The sequence below is a fragment of the Nitrosomonas sp. genome (genome assembly GCA_031316255.1).
Classification (GTDB): Bacteria; Pseudomonadota; Gammaproteobacteria; order Burkholderiales; family Nitrosomonadaceae; genus Nitrosomonas.
In genome coordinates this window covers 1,119,171-1,135,912 of record JALDQW010000001.1, presented here as the reverse complement: position 1 = coordinate 1,135,912, position 16,742 = coordinate 1,119,171, and the positions used below count along the sequence as shown (strand labels likewise).

Below are 16,742 nucleotides of genomic sequence, written 5' to 3'. Positions count from 1 at the left end.
GATAATGCCTGCATAAGGTTGTTCAAGAAAGAAAACCGAGCGTTTGGATTGAATATACTATTAATAATTATAAATAAAAGGAATAAGGGAGTAAGTATCAATGGATACATTCAAAGATTTTAATGAGCCGGTATTTAAGAATCTGACCAGTGCGGTAAGGGCGCTGGCCATGGATGCCGTGCAAAAGGCCAATTCCGGTCATCCAGGCATGCCAATGGGCATGGCTGAAATCGCTGAGGTATTATGGATACATCATCTCCGGCATAATCCTGACAATCCCAACTGGTCTGATCGGGATCGCTTTGTGTTATCAAATGGTCACGGATCAATGCTGATCTATGCGCTATTACATTTGACGGGCTACGATTTGCCAATGGAAGAGATCAAAAAATTCCGTCAATTTCACTCTAAAACGCCAGGACATCCTGAATATGGTTATACACCTGGAGTTGAAACAACAACAGGGCCATTGGGTCAAGGTATTACCAACGCAGTAGGTATGGCTGTTGCTGAAAAAGTGTTGGCTGCAGAATTTAATCGTCCGGGATTCGATATTGTTAATCATCATACCTATGTTTTTCTGGGTGATGGTTGTCTTATGGAAGGCATTTCCCACGAAGCATGTTCTCTTGCGGGTACTTTGGGTTTAGGAAAGTTGATTTGTTTTTATGATGATAACGGTATCTCAATCGATGGGCATGTCGAAGGCTGGTTTACCGATGATACGCCCAAGCGGTTTGAGTCATATGGCTGGCATGTTGTGCCCAATGTGAACGGACACGATCCTGTTGCCATTGAAGCTGCTATTGAAGAGGCTAAGCGAGTTAATGACAAGCCCAGCATGATATGCTGCAAAACAGTTATCGGTTTAGGTTCTCCAAATTTGGCAAATACACATGCTGTGCATGGTGCGGCCTTGGGCGATGCCGAAATTGCTGCGACACGGCCACATATCGGCTGGCATTATGCGCCATTTGAGATTCCAGATGAAGTCTACAGTGCTTGGGATGCCCGTGATAAAGGTAAACAACTGGAAGGTGAATGGAATGAAAAATTTGCTGAATATGCAAACAAGTATCCATCGGAAGCGGCTGAGTTTAAACGACGGATGGCGGGTGACTTGCCTGCTAGTTGGGCAAGTCATGTCGAAGCAGTCATTAGCGAAGTCAATGGCAAAGCAGAAACAATAGCAAGCCGTAAAGCTTCTCAAAACGCCATTGAAGGATTGGCGCCCATTTTACCAGAGTTGATTGGAGGGTCTGCGGATCTGGCCGGTTCGAATTTGACACTATGGTCGGGTTCCAAAGGTGTGAGTCGCGAAACAGGTGGTAATTATGTGTATTACGGCGTTCGGGAATTCGGTATGAGTGCCATGATGAACGGTATGTCTTTGCACGGCGGCCTGATTCCATATGGCGCTACCTTTCTGATGTTTTCGGAGTATGCGCGTAATGCATTACGCATGGCTGCGTTGATGAAAATTCGCAATCTGTTTGTGTTTACACATGATTCCATCGGTCTGGGAGAAGATGGACCAACACATCAACCGGTTGAACAAACGTCAACATTACGCTTGATTCCCAATATGGATGTCTGGCGGCCGTGTGATACGGTTGAGTCGACCGTAGCTTGGGCGCGTTCTATTGAGCGAACAGATGGTCCGTCGACCCTGATTTTCAGTCGCCAGAACCTGCCATTCCAAAAACGTGATGCAGCTACAATCAAGCTGATAGATAAAGGCGGTTATCTCTTATCCGAAGCAGAAAATGGGAAGCCGCAAGTAGTACTGATTGCAACAGGATCCGAAGTTGATCTGGCCATTCAGGCGCAAGCAGAATTAGTCAAAGAAGGCATTCAAGCGAGAGTGGTCTCCATGCCTTGCACCGGTGTATTTGACCGCCAGGATCGCGCATACAAGGAAAGTGTTTTGCCAAGGGGTGTTGTACGCGTTGCGATTGAAGCAGGTGTGAGCGACTATTGGCGCAAATATGTTGGATTGGAGGGCGCTGTTGTCGGCATAGATACATTCGGTGAATCTGCGCCAGCAAATGTTTTATTTGAGCACTTCGGGTTTACAGTTGCCAACGTGGTTAAAACTGTCAAGAGTGTGCTTTAACCGTATTTGAAACTGCAAGGCGCAGATGGCGCTTGCTACTACAGAATTTTTATTGAAGGAGTTTTGGTATGACAATTAAGGTAGGCATTAATGGGTTTGGACGTATAGGGCGTATGGTTTTTCGCTCAGCGGTTCAAAATTTTCCTGATATTGAGGTGGTCGCAATTAATGATTTGCTGGAACCGGATTATCTTGCGTATATGTTGAAGCATGATTCGGTACATGGCCGTTTCCAGGGAGATGTTTCAATTGAAGACAATACATTAGTCGTAAATGGCAAACGTATTCGTTTGACAGCTGTTAAAGATCCTGCCGAATTGAAATGGAATGAAGTTGGTGCGGATGTGGTTGTCGAATCGACCGGTCTTTTCCTGACCAAGGAAACCTGTGAAAAGCACCTAACAGCAGGTGCCAAGAAAGTAATTATGTCGGCGCCTTCCAAGGATGACACGCGGATGTTTGTTTATGGTGTCAATGATAAAACCTATAATGGCGAGGCAATCATATCCAATGCGTCTTGTACCACCAATTGTTTAGCGCCCATTGCAAAAGTACTTAACGACAAGTTCGGTATTAAGCGCGGCCTGATGACCACTGTGCATGCCGCTACCGCAACGCAAAAAACAGTTGACGGTCCTTCGAATAAAGATTGGCGCGGTGGACGCGGTATATTGGAAAATATCATTCCTTCAACAACCGGTGCGGCTAAAGCAGTGGGCGTTGTTATTCCGGAATTGAATAAAAAATTAACCGGTATGGCGTTTCGGGTGCCTACATCTGATGTTTCTGTAGTCGATTTAACCGTTGAATTAAACAAAGATGTCTCTTATGAAGAGATTTGTAAAGCGATGAAAGACGCGTCAGAAGGCGAAATGAAAGGTGTTCTTGGTTATACCGATCAGAAAGTGGTGTCTACGGATTTTCGCGGAGAAAGCTGTACGTCAATATTTGACGCAGAGGCCGGCATGGCGCTTGATGGCAGTTTTGTGAAAGTCGTTGCCTGGTACGATAACGAATGGGGTTATTCAACCAAAGTTCTGGAAATGGTACGTACCGTTGCAGGAAAATAAAATATGGTTTTTTTGTATTTGAGTAGTTAAAAGAAATAGGCTTGATGTGAGAAGTGGACACTATAGAGTGTCATCGGCAGCAACTACTTGAATCAGTTTTTATCAATTAATATAAAGGGTAGCCCATGCTATCCTTTATTCATTTTAAGACAAATCTGGAGTTCACCGTGTCTGTTATCAAACTTGTTGACCTTGATCTCAAGGGGAAGCGTGTTTTTATTCGTTCCGACCTGAATGTGCCTGTAAAGGATGGCAAGGTAACGTCGGATGCGCGTATTACAGCCTCTATGGCTACAATCAATCATTGCCTGAACGCGGGTGCAAAAGTGATGGTTACCTCGCATTTGGGCCGCCCCGAAGAAGGGGAATGGTCGGAAGAGAATTCGCTGAAGCCTGTTGCAGATAATATTGCGGCCCGGTTAAACAGTCCGGTTCGATTGATCAAGGATTGGGTGGATGGCGGTTTTGATGTGGCTGATGGGGAATTGGTTGTTTTGGAAAACTGCCGCATCAATAAGGGCGAAAAGAAAAATTTGGAGGAAACATCCCGTAAATATGCGCGTTTGTGCGATATTTTTGTTATGGATGCTTTTGGGACGGCGCATCGTGCACAAGCGTCAACCTATGGAATAGCGCAATATGCCCCTGTTGCCTGTGCCGGCATACTATTGACTGAGGAGCTCGAGGCATTAACAAAAGCATTGCACGATCCTGCAAGACCCATGGTGGCGATTGTTGGCGGGTCAAAAGTATCGACAAAACTGACTGTACTGGAATCGCTTTCTGAAAAAGTCGATCAACTGGTTGTGGGGGGGGGTATAGCCAATACCTTCTTGAAAGCAACTGGCAAAAATATCGGTAAATCGTTATGTGAGGACGATCTTGTTCCAACGGCAAAATCGCTCATTGAAAAAATGAATCAGCGTAATGCATCCATTCCTATTGCTGTCGATGTAGTAGTGGGTAAGAAATTTGATGCCAATGAAGCTGCTGTATTAAAGGATGCTGATGCAGTTGCAGACGATGATATGATTTTTGATATCGGCCCTAAAAGCGCGCAGGAGCTTGCAGATATTATTATGAAAGCGGGTACAGTGGTTTGGAATGGTCCAGTAGGTGTGTTTGAGTTTGATCAATTTGGCGCGGGTACTGAAAAAATTGCGCGCGCAATTGCTGAAACGAGTGCATTCACGTTAGCCGGTGGCGGCGATACGATTGCAGCCATTCAGAAATATGATATATACGACAAGGTATCGTATATATCGACGGCAGGCGGTGCGTTCCTCGAGTTCCTGGAAGGTAAAAAGCTGCCTGCGGTTGAAATCCTTGAAGCGCGTGCAAAATAATTTTCTTTTATCAAAATAGAAATGATCCGACGAACGAAAATTGTCGCTACACTCGGCCCAGCAAGTTGTACCAATCCGAGTGTACTAGAGCGAATGATACGCGCAGGGGTGGACGTGGTGCGGATTAATTTTTCACATGGAACGCGTGAGCAGCATTTACACCATGCCGAGATGACGCGATCAATTGCGCATTCGCTCGGACAAACTGTCGGTGTTTTGGCCGATTTGCAAGGTCCAAAAATACGTATTGGAAAATTTGAGGGTGGCAAAATCAAGCTTGAAATCGGGGACACATTTATACTCGATGCAACCTGTGAATTGGGTAATCAGGAAAGAGTGGGTCTGGATTACAAGGAGCTGCCCAATGATGTAGAGCCGGGTGCGACACTCATGCTGGATGACGGTCGTATTGTATTGAATGTGTCCATGGTAAAAAACAATGAGATCATCTGTGTTGTAGAGCAAGGTGGTGTATTGTCGAATAATAAGGGAATCAATCGCAAAGGGGGTGGATTGGGCGCCCCGGCTTTGACTGCAAAGGACATAGAAGATATTAAAATTGCAGCCGAAATGAATGCGGATTATTTGGCGGTTTCTTTCGTTCGATCAGGTGACGATATCAGGCAAGCGCGTGAGATGATGCTGGCCGCAGGCGGAAAAAGTCTTGTCATGGCAAAAATTGAACGTACAGAGGCGATTCTTGCATTGGAGGATATTCTGGAGGCGTCCGATGCGATAATGGTTGCAAGGGGGGATCTGGCGGTTGAAGTGGGCGATGCGGCAGTGCCTGCTTTACAAAAGAAAATGATTCGAAATGCACGGAACAACAACAAACTGGTCGTGACCGCAACACAAATGATGGAATCGATGATTACCAGTCCGATTCCGACGCGTGCAGAAGTATCGGATGTGGCCAATGCGGTATTGGACGGAACAGATGCCGTCATGCTATCGGCTGAATCAGCAGCAGGCGAATATCCTGTAGAATCAGTTGCGGCGATGGCAAGGGTTTGCCTTGAAGCGGAAAAGGAATATCTGGTTACCGGAGATAGACGGCGACAACCGACTAATCACCCCGCTTCCATCGAGGAAGCCATTGCCAGAGCAACCATGTTTACTGCCAGTGGGCTGCAAATTCGTGCCATTGCTGCGCTAACGCAAAGTGGTGAGACAGCATTGCTTATGTCGCGTAGAAGTTCAAAAGTACCGATAGTGGCGCTAAGTCCAAACGAGAGTACTCGGCGTAAGGTCACCCTGTTCAGGGGTGTCTATCCTGTCGAGTTTGGTCATGAGATCAATGATCCTGAAATTATTCTAGAACGTGCAGAGGACGAACTGCTTAATCGGGGGATTGTACGGAATGGGGACATTATGGTCATGACGATAGGCGAGCCGATAGGGAAAGCAGGTGGCACCAATACGATGAAAATTATCAGAGTGGGCGAATGTATAAAAAAAGAAGATGATATTGCAGCAGAAAATGCATAATGGCATTCAAGTCCACGTAAGACGGATTTATTGTCCGTAAAAATACAGAGAATATTTGGCATTCTATAAAATCAAAATTTCGATAAATCTAATGAAGGAGAGATAAATGGCACTTGTATCATTAAGACAACTTTTGGATCATGCGGCAGAAAACGATTATGGTCTGCCAGCATTCAATGTAAACAATCTGGAGCAAATCCATGCCATTATGCAGGCGGCAGATGAATGCGACAGTCCGGTGATCATGCAGGGTTCAGCCGGTGCTAGAAAATATGCAGGCGAAGCGTTTTTGCGTCATCTGATTGCGGCTGCTGTAGAAGCGTATCCACATATTCCGATCGTAATGCATCAGGACCATGGCGCATCGCCAGCGGTCTGTGTGAATGCGATCCGCAGTGGTTTTTCAAGTGTCATGATGGATGGATCTCTTGAAGCCGATGCTAAAACACCTTCATCTTACGAATATAATGTCAATGTTACCTCTGAAGTCGTGAGTATCGCACATTCGGTAGGTGTTTCGGTTGAAGGAGAATTGGGCTGTCTGGGTTCCCTGGAATCCGGCATGGGTGAGGCTGAAGATGGTCATGGCGCTGAAGGCAAGCTGTCGCATGATCAACTGTTGACCGATCCGGAAGAAGCGGCTGATTTTGTTAAGAAAACCGGTGTCGATGCTCTGGCGATCGCAATTGGTACATCGCATGGTGCTTATAAATTTACGCGCAAGCCGACAGGTGATATTCTGGCCATTGACCGTATTCGGGAAATTCACCAACGTATACCGAATACGCATTTAGTGATGCATGGTTCCAGCTCAGTGCCGCAGGAATGGCTGGACATTATTCGGCAGTATGGCGGTGAGATGAAAGAAACCTATGGGGTTCCGGTTGAAGAAATCCGGGAAGGTATCAAGAATGGTGTGCGTAAAGTCAATATCGATACGGACATTCGCTTGGCAATGACGGGTGCGATTCGTCGCCATATGAATCAGGACAAAAGCAATTTTGATCCGCGTAAATTCCTCAAGGAAGCGACCGTTGCAGCAAAAGATATTTGTAAAGCGCGTTTTGAAGCCTTTGGTTGTGCTGGTCAAGCAAGCAAAATCAGACCGATTCAACTGGACGATATGGCGTCTCGCTATGCAAAAGGTGAACTAGATCCAGTCATTAAATAGCGCGAGCGATAACTAATAATTTCAAGTACGGAGAATTGTGGTTTGAGTGCCAGATTCTTCGTGCTTGTAGTCATCAAGACAAATTATTGCCCAACCAAGAGTGCATATCCGCGCATGGCTTTGTTGGTATTTTCCCGGGTCAATGGGAAAGCGCAGCTTCTTTGTAACATTTCAGCAAACTGAAACAATTGGGCCGTGTTCCCGGATTTTAATTCAAGTTCTATTTCGCAGATCGGTAGTATGCGTTGATTGGCCACAATTTTTCCCTCATCAATGCAAAACTCGAGTCTAAAACCCTGTTCGGGTTCGAGTAAATGGGTGATACGATTAAAGTCAGTAATGAATATGGGGCGCAGTGAACGACGAAGTCTCCTGTCAGCAAAGAAGTTTTTTATGCCTTGATCAGGTATTTGTGAAAAATCGGGATTGTCATCAGCAATTGGATATTCCCATTCGTTATGCTGATGAAGTCCGTCTTGAATTGTGCCGCCACTTTTGATTGTTTGAATCCATAAACCGCCTGCTTTTCGCACACGTAACGCAATACGTTGTTTCTGCAGTATAAAATCTGATGAATCGAAATAAATGCTATACAGTTTTTGACTGACTGGTTTGCTGATACTGAAATCTTTCAACAATTGCAGCTGTTTTATGCTGGCAGAAAACTGCGGCGAAAACCGTAGTTTGAGTTCGACTTCAGTGGACACGCACTTTTAAATTATTTTAGTTTTCGGGTGATACATACCCTTCGGGTTGCTCGGCGCCCTGACCAAAAAAATGTGCTTCCATTTGTTCGGCAAGATAGTGGCGTGCTTTGTTATCGGATAGATTTAGCCGGTTTTCATTGATCAACATGGTCTGAAGCTCGATCCATTCATTCCAGGCTTGTTTTGAAATCTGTTCAAAAATTCGTTGACCCAGTTCGCCTGGATAGGGCTTAAAATCCAGTCCTTCAGCTTCGTGCCCAAGTTTGATGCATTTAACAGTTCTCGCCATAGAAGATGCCTTGGAATAAAAAGTTATAATTATGAAGAATCAAAGCGCTCGAGTAAATATCACGGTATCCAAATCAGAGTTTGAGTGTTTTCATAAATACTTTTGATTTGCGCTTGTAATTATATAAATCTTTTTTGAGTTTGGGTAATTCGGCCAATGAGGTTTCGGTAAAGCCATGTTCGATAAACCAATGCGTTGCATGTGTGGTCAATACAAATAGCTTGTTATTGCCCTGGGAGACGGTAATATCTTCAATCGTCTTCAATAATCGATTTCCATAGCCTTGGTTACGATAAGATGGGTGTACAGCCAGACAGGCTAATTCACTGACGCGCTCTTGAGAAAAAGGATAAAGCGCGGCGCAGCCGATAATCATGTTGTCATGTTCAAATACAATAAAGCGGTCAATCTCGATTTCCAGTAATTCGCGATTCCTTCTGACCAATATGCCTTCAGTCTCAAGGGGTTCTATCAGTTGTAGAATGGTGCCCACATCTTCAATTTGGGCTTTTCGAAGCGATTCCAGTGTTTCACGGGAAATCATGCAGCCAAAACCGTAATGCGTAAACAATTCCTTTAAAATGGCGCCATCTGTATGGCGGCTGATCAGATGCGTGCGAGAGATTTTGGTTTCACAGGCTTTTATCGCGCAAGAAAGCAATATTTGAATTTCTTCGGAAAGGCCAACTGGAGTATTTTCTACTTGCTGCCTCAGCAGTGATTTGCTTTGTGCAACGGTTAATTCACGTGGAAGAATTTTCTGTTTGTTGGGCGAAGTGCTGTTGTCATCCAATGAATCCAGCAGAAAAATAAGTTTTTCAGCATTCAGCGCAATGGCGACTTCAGTTGCCACATGTTCCATAGTCAGGTTAAAAATTTCACCGGTAGGCGAGAATCCCAGTGGCGGCATTAGAACAACATCACCTTGATCCAGGCAAAGTTGAATAGCGTGGGCGTTGATTTTGCGCACTTTGCCGGTATGCATAAAATCAACGCCATTTATAATGCCAAAGGGGCAGGCGGTGACGAAATTGCCGCTGGCGACATGTATCGCTGCATTTGCCATCGGAGAATTCGGTAAACCCATGGATAACTGTGCTTCAATCTCAATATGAATGCGTCCAATGGCTTCTTTGACACACTGTAGCGATGCGGTGTCGGTAATGTGATTACCCAATGCGAACTTTATTTCGAGTTGATTCTCGTTGAGCCGCTGAAGTATTTGCGGACGTGCGCCATATACCAATACCAGCTTCACTCCCAGACTGGCCAGTAAATTTATATCATGGACAAAGCTGACGAAATTATCATCTGTGACCATTTCACCACTTATGCCAATAACAAAGACTTTTCCTCTGAATGTATTTATATAAGGGGCGACGGAGCGAAACCAGGCGACAAAATCCGCAGTTGAATTCATTGTTAGAAAAATTTTTGAGGCTATCCGTTACAAGTTTAAATTGATTTGCTTATCTTAATCCAGCAGGTATTGATCATGAGATAGATTTAAAAATCTCCCCATCTCATTTGCAATGCCGCGATTGTCGACAGTGCGGCTGTTTCTGTTCTTAATATGCGCTTTCCGATACGTAAAGGTTGAAAATCTGCCTGTTGCAAAATTATTTCTTCTTCTGAAGTCAAACCGCCTTCCGGGCCGACAACTACAGTAAAATACTGGGTTGGTACAGGGTCAGTCAGATTTTTTAGACTTTCATTGCCGGTTGTAGAGAGCATATAGCGTAAATGGTTTGAACTATTGGTTTTGTTGTTAATTATCCAGTCTGTTAATGAAATCAGAGGAAAGACTATCGGTATAAAGTTTCTGCCGCATTGTTCGCACGCCGAGATAACAACGCGATTCCAGTGTTGTAGTCTTTTTGTAGCGCGCTCTTTTGAAAGACGGACAATGCTTCGTGTTGTCGAAATGGGCTGAATGCTAGTAACGCCCAATTCTACAGATTTTTGTATAATCAGATCCATTTTTTCGTTAACGCATATGGCTTGAACAAGATCTATGTCAAGTGGCGATTCCCGCTCAACGGCGTTAAATTGATCAATAATGACCTTGGTGGTTGTTTTTCGGATACTTTCTATATGTGCAGAATATTCACCACCTTTTCCGTTAAACAGGACGATTGAGTCGCCTGCTTTGATTCGCAAAACACGAACAGCATGGTGTGCGCTGGTAATTTCTAATTCAATACATTGCCCGACATAAATATCGTCATGATGAAAGAAACGTGGCGGCATATGCAGTGTTAGACGGGTAAGTAGCGTAATCAATAGTGCGAGTCATGTTAATATAACATGTTCAGTCATGAAAAATTACTGTGCAGTGAGTTGTCTGTGCAGATAATGCAGGATGACTAAGACCACCGGTAGAAAATGGATTGACGTTTTTGAATCTATAATAGCATTAAGTAGGGAGATATTTGGATATGGCAAGCTTGGAAACGCCTGTTTGTGACTTTGGTTGGAAAGCGATAGATTTTGATTTGTTGGGTGTCGATGGAAAACGCCATAATTTGACTTCGGCTAAAGGAGAAAATGGACTATTGGTGATGTTTATCTGCAATCACTGTCCCTATGTAAAAGCAATACAGGATAGGCTCATTCGTGATATCAATGAATTGAAGCAATATGGAATTAATGCCATAGCAATTATGTCAAATGATCCTGCTGAATATCCTGAGGATTCGTTTGAGAATATGTCTCGTGTTGCCACGGAATTAAATTATCCTTTTCCATATGTCTGGGATGAAACACAGGGTGTCGCCAAAGCATATGGCGCTGTGTGCACACCGGATTTTTTCGGTTTCAATAGTCAACTTGAACTTCAATATCGTGGCCGTCTGGATGCTTCGCGTAAGGAAGCGGCGGCGCCTGATGTGCGCCGTGATTTGTTTGAAGGCATGCGGCAGGTTGCCAAGACTGACCAAGGTCCAGAGGACCAGATACCCAGCATTGGTTGCTCCATTAAGTGGCGTTCAGAGTAAAAGTGTTAAATGAAGTTATTGCAGTTGTCAGAAGGGTCGCCCAAGAAGAAGTGATGCCGCGCTATATGCAGGTTGCGCGAAAAGTAAAATCAGATGGCAGCAGTTTCACAGAAGCAGATATTGCTGCACAAGAAATTTTGCTGCAAGCGTTACAGACAGTCCGCTCTGGCGCTTTCATGGGTGAAGAGATGTCGCTGGAAGAGCAAGAAGTGCAATGGCAGAAAGGAATGACTGGAAATGTGGATGGTTTGTGGAGTGTCGATCCTATCGACGGTACGTCTAATTTCCTCAACGGATTGCCGTATTTCGCGATCTCGGTTGCCTGGATGGTACAAGGCAAAAGTGTATTAGGCGTTGTATATAATCCGGTTTCAGATGAGATGTTTTATGCTGAGAAAGGGCGCGGTGCATTTCTAAACGAAAAACCGCTTCCTATAAAACAGCATATTACTGTATTGTCAGGTGCGATAGCCAATGTAGATTTAAAAAGGCTGCATAAAAAACTGGCTGTGGAAGTTGCTGCGAATCCACCCTATGCCTCTCAACGAAATTACGGTGCCTGTGCACTGGAATGGTGTTATACCGCAGCGGGTTATTTTGATATCTATCTACATGGCGGACAAAAACCATGGGACTATGCTGCGGGTAGTCTGATACTCGAGGAGGCAGGTGGGCATATGTCGGGTTTCGAGTATGACGATTATTGGACGGGTTCACCCTGGAAACGCTCAGTCATTGCAGCATTGAATGCGGATTTGTTCATGCAGTGGCGTGAATGGGTGCGGGAACATAAATAAAACCCAGTTTTACACCGTGATCTATAGCGTCATGCAGCAATCAGTGTAGGGAAATTGATTTGAAAATTATCATTCTTGGTGCAGGCCAGGTGGGTTCGACAGTGGCTGAGCGTCTTGTCAGTGAAGCCAATGATATCACTATGGTAGATATCGATCCCGAACGGTTGGCATTGTTACAGGATCGTCTGGATTTGCGTACCGTGGTCGGCAATGCTTCGCATCCTTCTGTATTGGTTAGTGCTGGCGCTGAAGATGCTGACATGATTCTTGCTGTAACAGCACATGATGAAACCAATCTTGTATCATGCAAGCTTGCTGCTTCAATGTTCAATACCCCGACCAAGATAGCACGCATCCGTTCGTCAGAATATTTGACACACTCTGAAATATTTTCGACGGCTAATTTTTGTGTCGATTTTGCAATATGTCCAGAGCAAATACTGACTGAATACATTGAAAATTTGATTGAATTTCCAGAGGCGCTCCAGGTGCTCGATTTTGCGGAAGGAAAAGTTAGCCTGGTGGCCGTGCGGGCCCTATTCGGTGGACTTCTTGTAGGACAGCAGTTGCAGGAACTTCGCAAGCATATGCCTAATGTGGATACACGCGTAGCAGCAATTTTCAGAAAAAATCGCCCAATTATTCCTGAGGGCGACACCATTATTGAGGCCGAAGATGAGGTCTTTTTTATTGCCGCAGCTGAAAACATTCGTGCTGTGATGCGTGAACTGCGCAAAATGGATAAAGCGGTAAAACGGGTAATGATTGCCGGTGGTGGCAAGATCGGTAGGCGCTTGGGTGAAACATTGGAAAAAGATTATCAAGTCAGAATCATCGAGCGGAACTATAAGGCCAGTGAACGTCTTGCTGCAGAATTGCATAAAACATTGGTGTTGAATGGCGATGCGACAGATGAAAAATTGCTTGAAAGCGAAAGTATCGCCGAAATGGATATGTTTTGTGCGCTTACAAACGATGATGAAAACAACATTATGGCGGCGTTACTCGCCAAACGCATGGGCGCACGAAAGGTAATCGCGTTGATTAATCGACGCGCCTATGTTGATTTGGTGCAAAGTGGCGGTATTGATATTGCAATTTCGCCTGCACAGGTGACAATTGGTTCGTTGCTGGCCTATGTACGGCAGGGCGATGTGGTTGCCGTGCATAGCTTACGGCGGGGAGCGGCTGAAGCACTCGAACTGGTGGCGCACGGAGATGCGCGTTCGTCTAATGTTGTGGGTAGAAAAATAGAGGATATCGAACTCCCTAAAGGCGCAACGATAGGTGCCATTGTGCGCGGTCTGCCTGTGATAAGCGGTGTTTATGAAAAGGCATCCAACGAACAGGCGAGTGCCATTGTTCATGCCAAGGTTATCATCGCGCATCATGATACAGTGATTGAATCTGAGGATCATGTCATTCTGTTTGTCGTTAACAGAAAAATAATTCGGGAAGTGGAAAAGTTGTTCCAGGTAAAAGTCGGTTTTATATAGTGATTTGTTGAACTTATGGGCCGTCTTCTTGCTGTTGTCAATGTACTGGGAAAAATGATTGTGGTATTTGGGCTGACAATGCTTATACCGCTTGGTTTAGCCCTTTTGATTGATGATGGTGCAGCTTGGGTGTTTGAAGAATCCATTCTGTTTACATTAGCTAGCGGCTTAATCTTATGGTTTATTACATCGCGTTTTAAGCGCGAATTGCAAACGCGGGATGGATTCCTGTTGGTTGTGCTGGTATGGTCCGTTCTGCCTGCGTTTGCCATGCTGCCATTTTTATTTTATTTGCCCGAGTTGAGCTTGAGCATGGCATATTTCGAAGCGGTTTCTGGATTAACTGCGACGGGTGGAACAGTGTTGACAGGTCTGGATGATTTGCCGCTTTCAATCAATTTGTGGCGGGGTGAAATCGTCTGGCTGGGTGGAATGGGACTTATTGTCCTTGCCGTCGCAATTTTGCCTTTGCTTGGTGTGGGTGGACGGCAAATCTATAAAGCCGAAACACCGGGACCGATGAAGGAAAGTAAATTAACACCGCGCATTGCAGAGACTGCAAAGGGATTGTGGTTGATTTATACGTGTCTGACATTGGCTTGCATGATTGCCTATCGGTGGGCCGGTATGGACTGGTTTGATGCGCTCATGCATGCTTTTACGACATTGGGTTTGGGCGGGTTTTCATCGCATGATGCGAGCTTTGGTTATTGGAATTCTCCTTCGATTGAGTTTGTAGCCATGGTTTTCATGCTGATAGCCGGGATAAACTTTGCGACCCATTTTCTGGCTTGGCGTGCCAAAAGCTTCAGCGCTTATCGCATTGACCCTGAGGTCGGGTGGTTTTTGTTTATTGTCCTCTTTAGTTGTTTCGTATTTGCGCTATATTTGTGGTTTCTGGAAGTTTATGCGGATCTATTCGTTGCTTTGCGTTATGCGAGTTTTAATATTATTTCGGTTGCGACTACAACAGGCTACAGCAGTACGGATTACAGCGTATGGCCTATCTTCATTCCGCTGTATATGTTGTTTCTGTCTGCATTCTGTACTTCTTCCGGTTCTACTGGCGGTGGAATCAAAATGATGCGTGCAAGAATTGTCTACCATCAAGTGTATCGTGAATTGATAACGATGATGCATCCAAACGCGATAACACCAGCAAAGTTGGGTAAAACAGTTATATCTAACCGCATTGTTTTTGCGGTATTGGTATTTATTTTCATTTACTCCGTCAGTATTGTAATAATGACATTGATTTTAACGTTGAGCGGGTTGGATGAAATGACAGCTTTCTCGGCAGCTGTGGCTTGCATCAATAATCTGGGTCCTGGGTTGGGTGCGATTGGCCCAGCATCAACCTATGCGTCATTGACGGATTTTCAAACATGGGTGTGTAGTTTTGCAATGCTGTTGGGACGGCTCGAATTTTTTACATTGCTTGTCGTTTTTACCCCCGCTTTTTGGAGAAAATAATTGATGTATAAGTAATGTAAGGGTATGGGTTTATACTGTTATAAATTTAGCTGAAGGAGCATCAGGTGGGTGATCTTAAAAGGTTGAATGGTATTAAAGTACTCGTAGTGGATGATAGTAGCACCATACGAAGAAGTGCAGAAATTTTTTTGAGTAACACCGGGTGTGAGATTATTTTAGCAGTAGACGGATTTGATGCATTAGCAAAAGTTGTAGATAATCAACCGGATATTATATTTGTTGATGTTGTGATGCCGCGGCTTGATGGCTATCAGGCATGCCAATTAATTAAAAAAAACACGCGCTTTCATGCAACGCCTGTCATTATGTTATCTAGCAAAAATGGACTGTTTGATAAGGCGAGAGGTCGTATGGTTGGTTCAAGCGAATATTTAACTAAGCCATTTACCAAAGATGAGTTGCTTAATGCAATCGAAAAACATGCGTTACAAATCAGCAACACTTGAACTGTAATTTAAACGCATTTATATTTTTAATAGAGCCATTTTTCTGTTCAAATTGGACCAACCTCATAAAAATAATGCAAAAATTATTGTTTGATATAAATCAATGATTATTAGAAATAAAACGTATTTCATCTTAAAAAACCCTCACGGACCCCGTGGAGATTTTATGACAAATGACTTGACTTTATAGTGTAAGGTCGACTAGCCTTTGGTTTACAGTAGCAGGAGCGAGTATGAAGAAGCGCAACTGAGCTGTTAAAAAGAGCAGTATTAAAGAGCAGTACTAATTAATTAGTATTAAGGACAAGAGAGAAGTAGTAGTAATAATTAATACGAAAGTAAGGAGGAATAAAGATGGCAACAACGATGGGAACGAGTAGAGCAGCGAGTGCTGACTATGACATGTCATTGTGGTACGACTCCAAGTACTACAAGCTGGGCATGGGCATTATGCTGGCGGTAGCGATATTCTGGATTTGGTATCAGCGTACATTTGCGTATTCACATGGTATGGACTCAATGGAGCCGGAATTTGACCGTGTATGGATGGGCTTGTGGCGTGTACACATGACCCTGATGCCATTGTTTGCGTTGGTAACCTGGGGCTGGATTCTGAAGACCCGTGACACCAAGGAGCAACTGGACAACCTGGATCCAAAGCTTGAAGTTAAGCGTTATTTTTACTGGATGATGTGGTTGGGTGTCTATCTGTTTGGTGTTTACTGGGGCGGCAGCTTCTTCACCGAGCAAGATGCATCCTGGCATCAGGTGATTATTCGTGACACGAGTTTCACGCCAAGTCACGTAGTTGTGTTCTATGGTTCATTCCCGATGTACATTGTATGTGGTGTAGCGGCATACCTGTACGCGATGACCCGTTTGCCACTGTATAGCCGTGGCACATCATTCCCGCTGGTTATGGCGATTGCTGGTCCGTTGATGATTCTGCCGAACGTTGGATTGAACGAGTGGGGTCATGCATTCTGGTTCATGGAAGAGCTGTTTAGCGCGCCATTGCACTGGGGTTTTGTGATTCTGGGCTGGGCAGGTTTGTTCTCAGGTGGTATCGCGGCACAGATTGTGACCCGTTACTCTAACCTGACAGACGTGATCTGGAATGGTCAAAGCAAAGAAATTCTAAACAACCGGATTGTTCCTTAATCTAAGCTAGACTATACATCGCCCAAGCGAGAAGCCTGGGCGATGCTCTGTGAGGCTACGGGATGCAGATAAAGGGAGTAATAATAATGCATTCTGAGAAATCTCGAGGAGATGTAGTGAAAGGCAGTGAAGGAATCGTCATGTTATTAAATTAATATCACACGA

Annotated in this window: 15 protein-coding genes; 11 read left to right on the top strand and 4 right to left on the bottom strand. The window is 44.5% G+C overall.

Annotated elements, in window-relative coordinates:
- Positions 1–100 precede the first annotated feature (100 nt).
- The 5 genes from tkt (at position 101) to fba (ending at position 7,191) form a co-directional block, all read left to right on the top strand.
- A complete protein-coding gene (tkt, locus tag MRK00_05160) occupies positions 101–2,116 on the top strand; it encodes a transketolase (protein MDR4516762.1) in 2,016 nt (671 codons plus the stop codon).
- 68 nt (positions 2,117–2,184) lie between these two features.
- On the top strand, positions 2,185–3,186 hold the full coding sequence (gene gap / locus MRK00_05155) for a type I glyceraldehyde-3-phosphate dehydrogenase (protein MDR4516761.1): 1,002 nt from the start codon (positions 2,185–2,187) through the stop codon (positions 3,184–3,186).
- 167 nt (positions 3,187–3,353) lie between these two features.
- The gene (locus tag MRK00_05150; protein MDR4516760.1) at positions 3,354–4,532 is read left to right on the top strand and encodes a phosphoglycerate kinase; all 1,179 of its coding nucleotides are present in this window, start codon (positions 3,354–3,356) and stop codon (positions 4,530–4,532) included.
- A 21-nt stretch (positions 4,533–4,553) separates the two neighbouring features.
- Positions 4,554–6,020, top strand: coding sequence for a pyruvate kinase (gene pyk, locus MRK00_05145; GenBank protein MDR4516759.1), 1,467 nt, complete (start codon positions 4,554–4,556; stop codon positions 6,018–6,020).
- 106 nt (positions 6,021–6,126) lie between these two features.
- Positions 6,127–7,191 carry a fructose-bisphosphate aldolase class II gene (gene fba, locus MRK00_05140; GenBank protein ID MDR4516758.1) on the top strand — a complete coding sequence of 355 codons (1,065 nt, stop codon included), beginning with the start codon at positions 6,127–6,129 and terminating at the stop codon, positions 7,189–7,191.
- Positions 7,192–7,274: 83 nt separating this feature from the next.
- Here fba and MRK00_05135 read toward each other — a convergent pair whose 3' ends face one another.
- From MRK00_05135 to MRK00_05120, 4 genes are all read right to left on the bottom strand, one after another.
- Positions 7,275–7,898 carry a CYTH domain-containing protein gene (locus tag MRK00_05135; protein ID MDR4516757.1) on the bottom strand — a complete coding sequence of 208 codons (624 nt, stop codon included), beginning with the start codon at positions 7,896–7,898 and terminating at the stop codon, positions 7,275–7,277.
- A 16-nt stretch (positions 7,899–7,914) separates the two neighbouring features.
- Positions 7,915–8,187, bottom strand: coding sequence for an oxidative damage protection protein (locus tag MRK00_05130; protein ID MDR4516756.1), 273 nt, complete (start codon positions 8,185–8,187; stop codon positions 7,915–7,917).
- A gap of 73 nt (positions 8,188–8,260) precedes the next feature.
- Positions 8,261–9,607: an amino-acid N-acetyltransferase gene (gene argA, locus MRK00_05125; protein ID MDR4516755.1), complete on the bottom strand. Its 1,347-nt coding sequence runs from the start codon at positions 9,605–9,607 to the stop codon at positions 8,261–8,263.
- A gap of 86 nt (positions 9,608–9,693) precedes the next feature.
- Positions 9,694–10,437, bottom strand: a complete 744-nt coding sequence (locus MRK00_05120) for a 16S rRNA (uracil(1498)-N(3))-methyltransferase (GenBank protein MDR4516754.1) — start codon at positions 10,435–10,437, stop codon at positions 9,694–9,696.
- Positions 10,438–10,625: 188 nt separating this feature from the next.
- Here MRK00_05120 and MRK00_05115 point away from each other — a divergent pair, with 188 nt between their 5' ends.
- The 6 genes from MRK00_05115 to MRK00_05090 all read left to right on the top strand — a co-directional run bounded on the left by MRK00_05115 (position 10,626) and on the right by MRK00_05090 (position 16,577).
- On the top strand, positions 10,626–11,183 hold the full coding sequence (locus MRK00_05115; protein MDR4516753.1) for a thioredoxin family protein: 558 nt from the start codon (positions 10,626–10,628) through the stop codon (positions 11,181–11,183).
- A gap of 2 nt (positions 11,184–11,185) precedes the next feature.
- Positions 11,186–11,980, top strand: coding sequence for an inositol monophosphatase family protein (locus MRK00_05110; protein ID MDR4516752.1), 795 nt, complete (start codon positions 11,186–11,188; stop codon positions 11,978–11,980).
- Positions 11,981–12,039: 59 nt separating this feature from the next.
- On the top strand, positions 12,040–13,476 hold the full coding sequence (gene trkA, locus MRK00_05105; protein MDR4516751.1) for a Trk system potassium transporter TrkA: 1,437 nt from the start codon (positions 12,040–12,042) through the stop codon (positions 13,474–13,476).
- A gap of 15 nt (positions 13,477–13,491) precedes the next feature.
- Positions 13,492–14,949 carry a TrkH family potassium uptake protein gene (locus MRK00_05100; GenBank protein ID MDR4516750.1) on the top strand — a complete coding sequence of 486 codons (1,458 nt, stop codon included), beginning with the start codon at positions 13,492–13,494 and terminating at the stop codon, positions 14,947–14,949.
- A gap of 65 nt (positions 14,950–15,014) precedes the next feature.
- Positions 15,015–15,416 carry a response regulator gene (locus MRK00_05095; protein MDR4516749.1) on the top strand — a complete coding sequence of 134 codons (402 nt, stop codon included), beginning with the start codon at positions 15,015–15,017 and terminating at the stop codon, positions 15,414–15,416.
- Between the two features lie 354 nt (positions 15,417–15,770).
- Entirely contained in the window at positions 15,771–16,577 is an 807-nt protein-coding gene (locus MRK00_05090) for a methane monooxygenase/ammonia monooxygenase subunit C (protein MDR4516748.1), read from the top strand.
- Positions 16,578–16,742 lie beyond the last annotated feature (165 nt).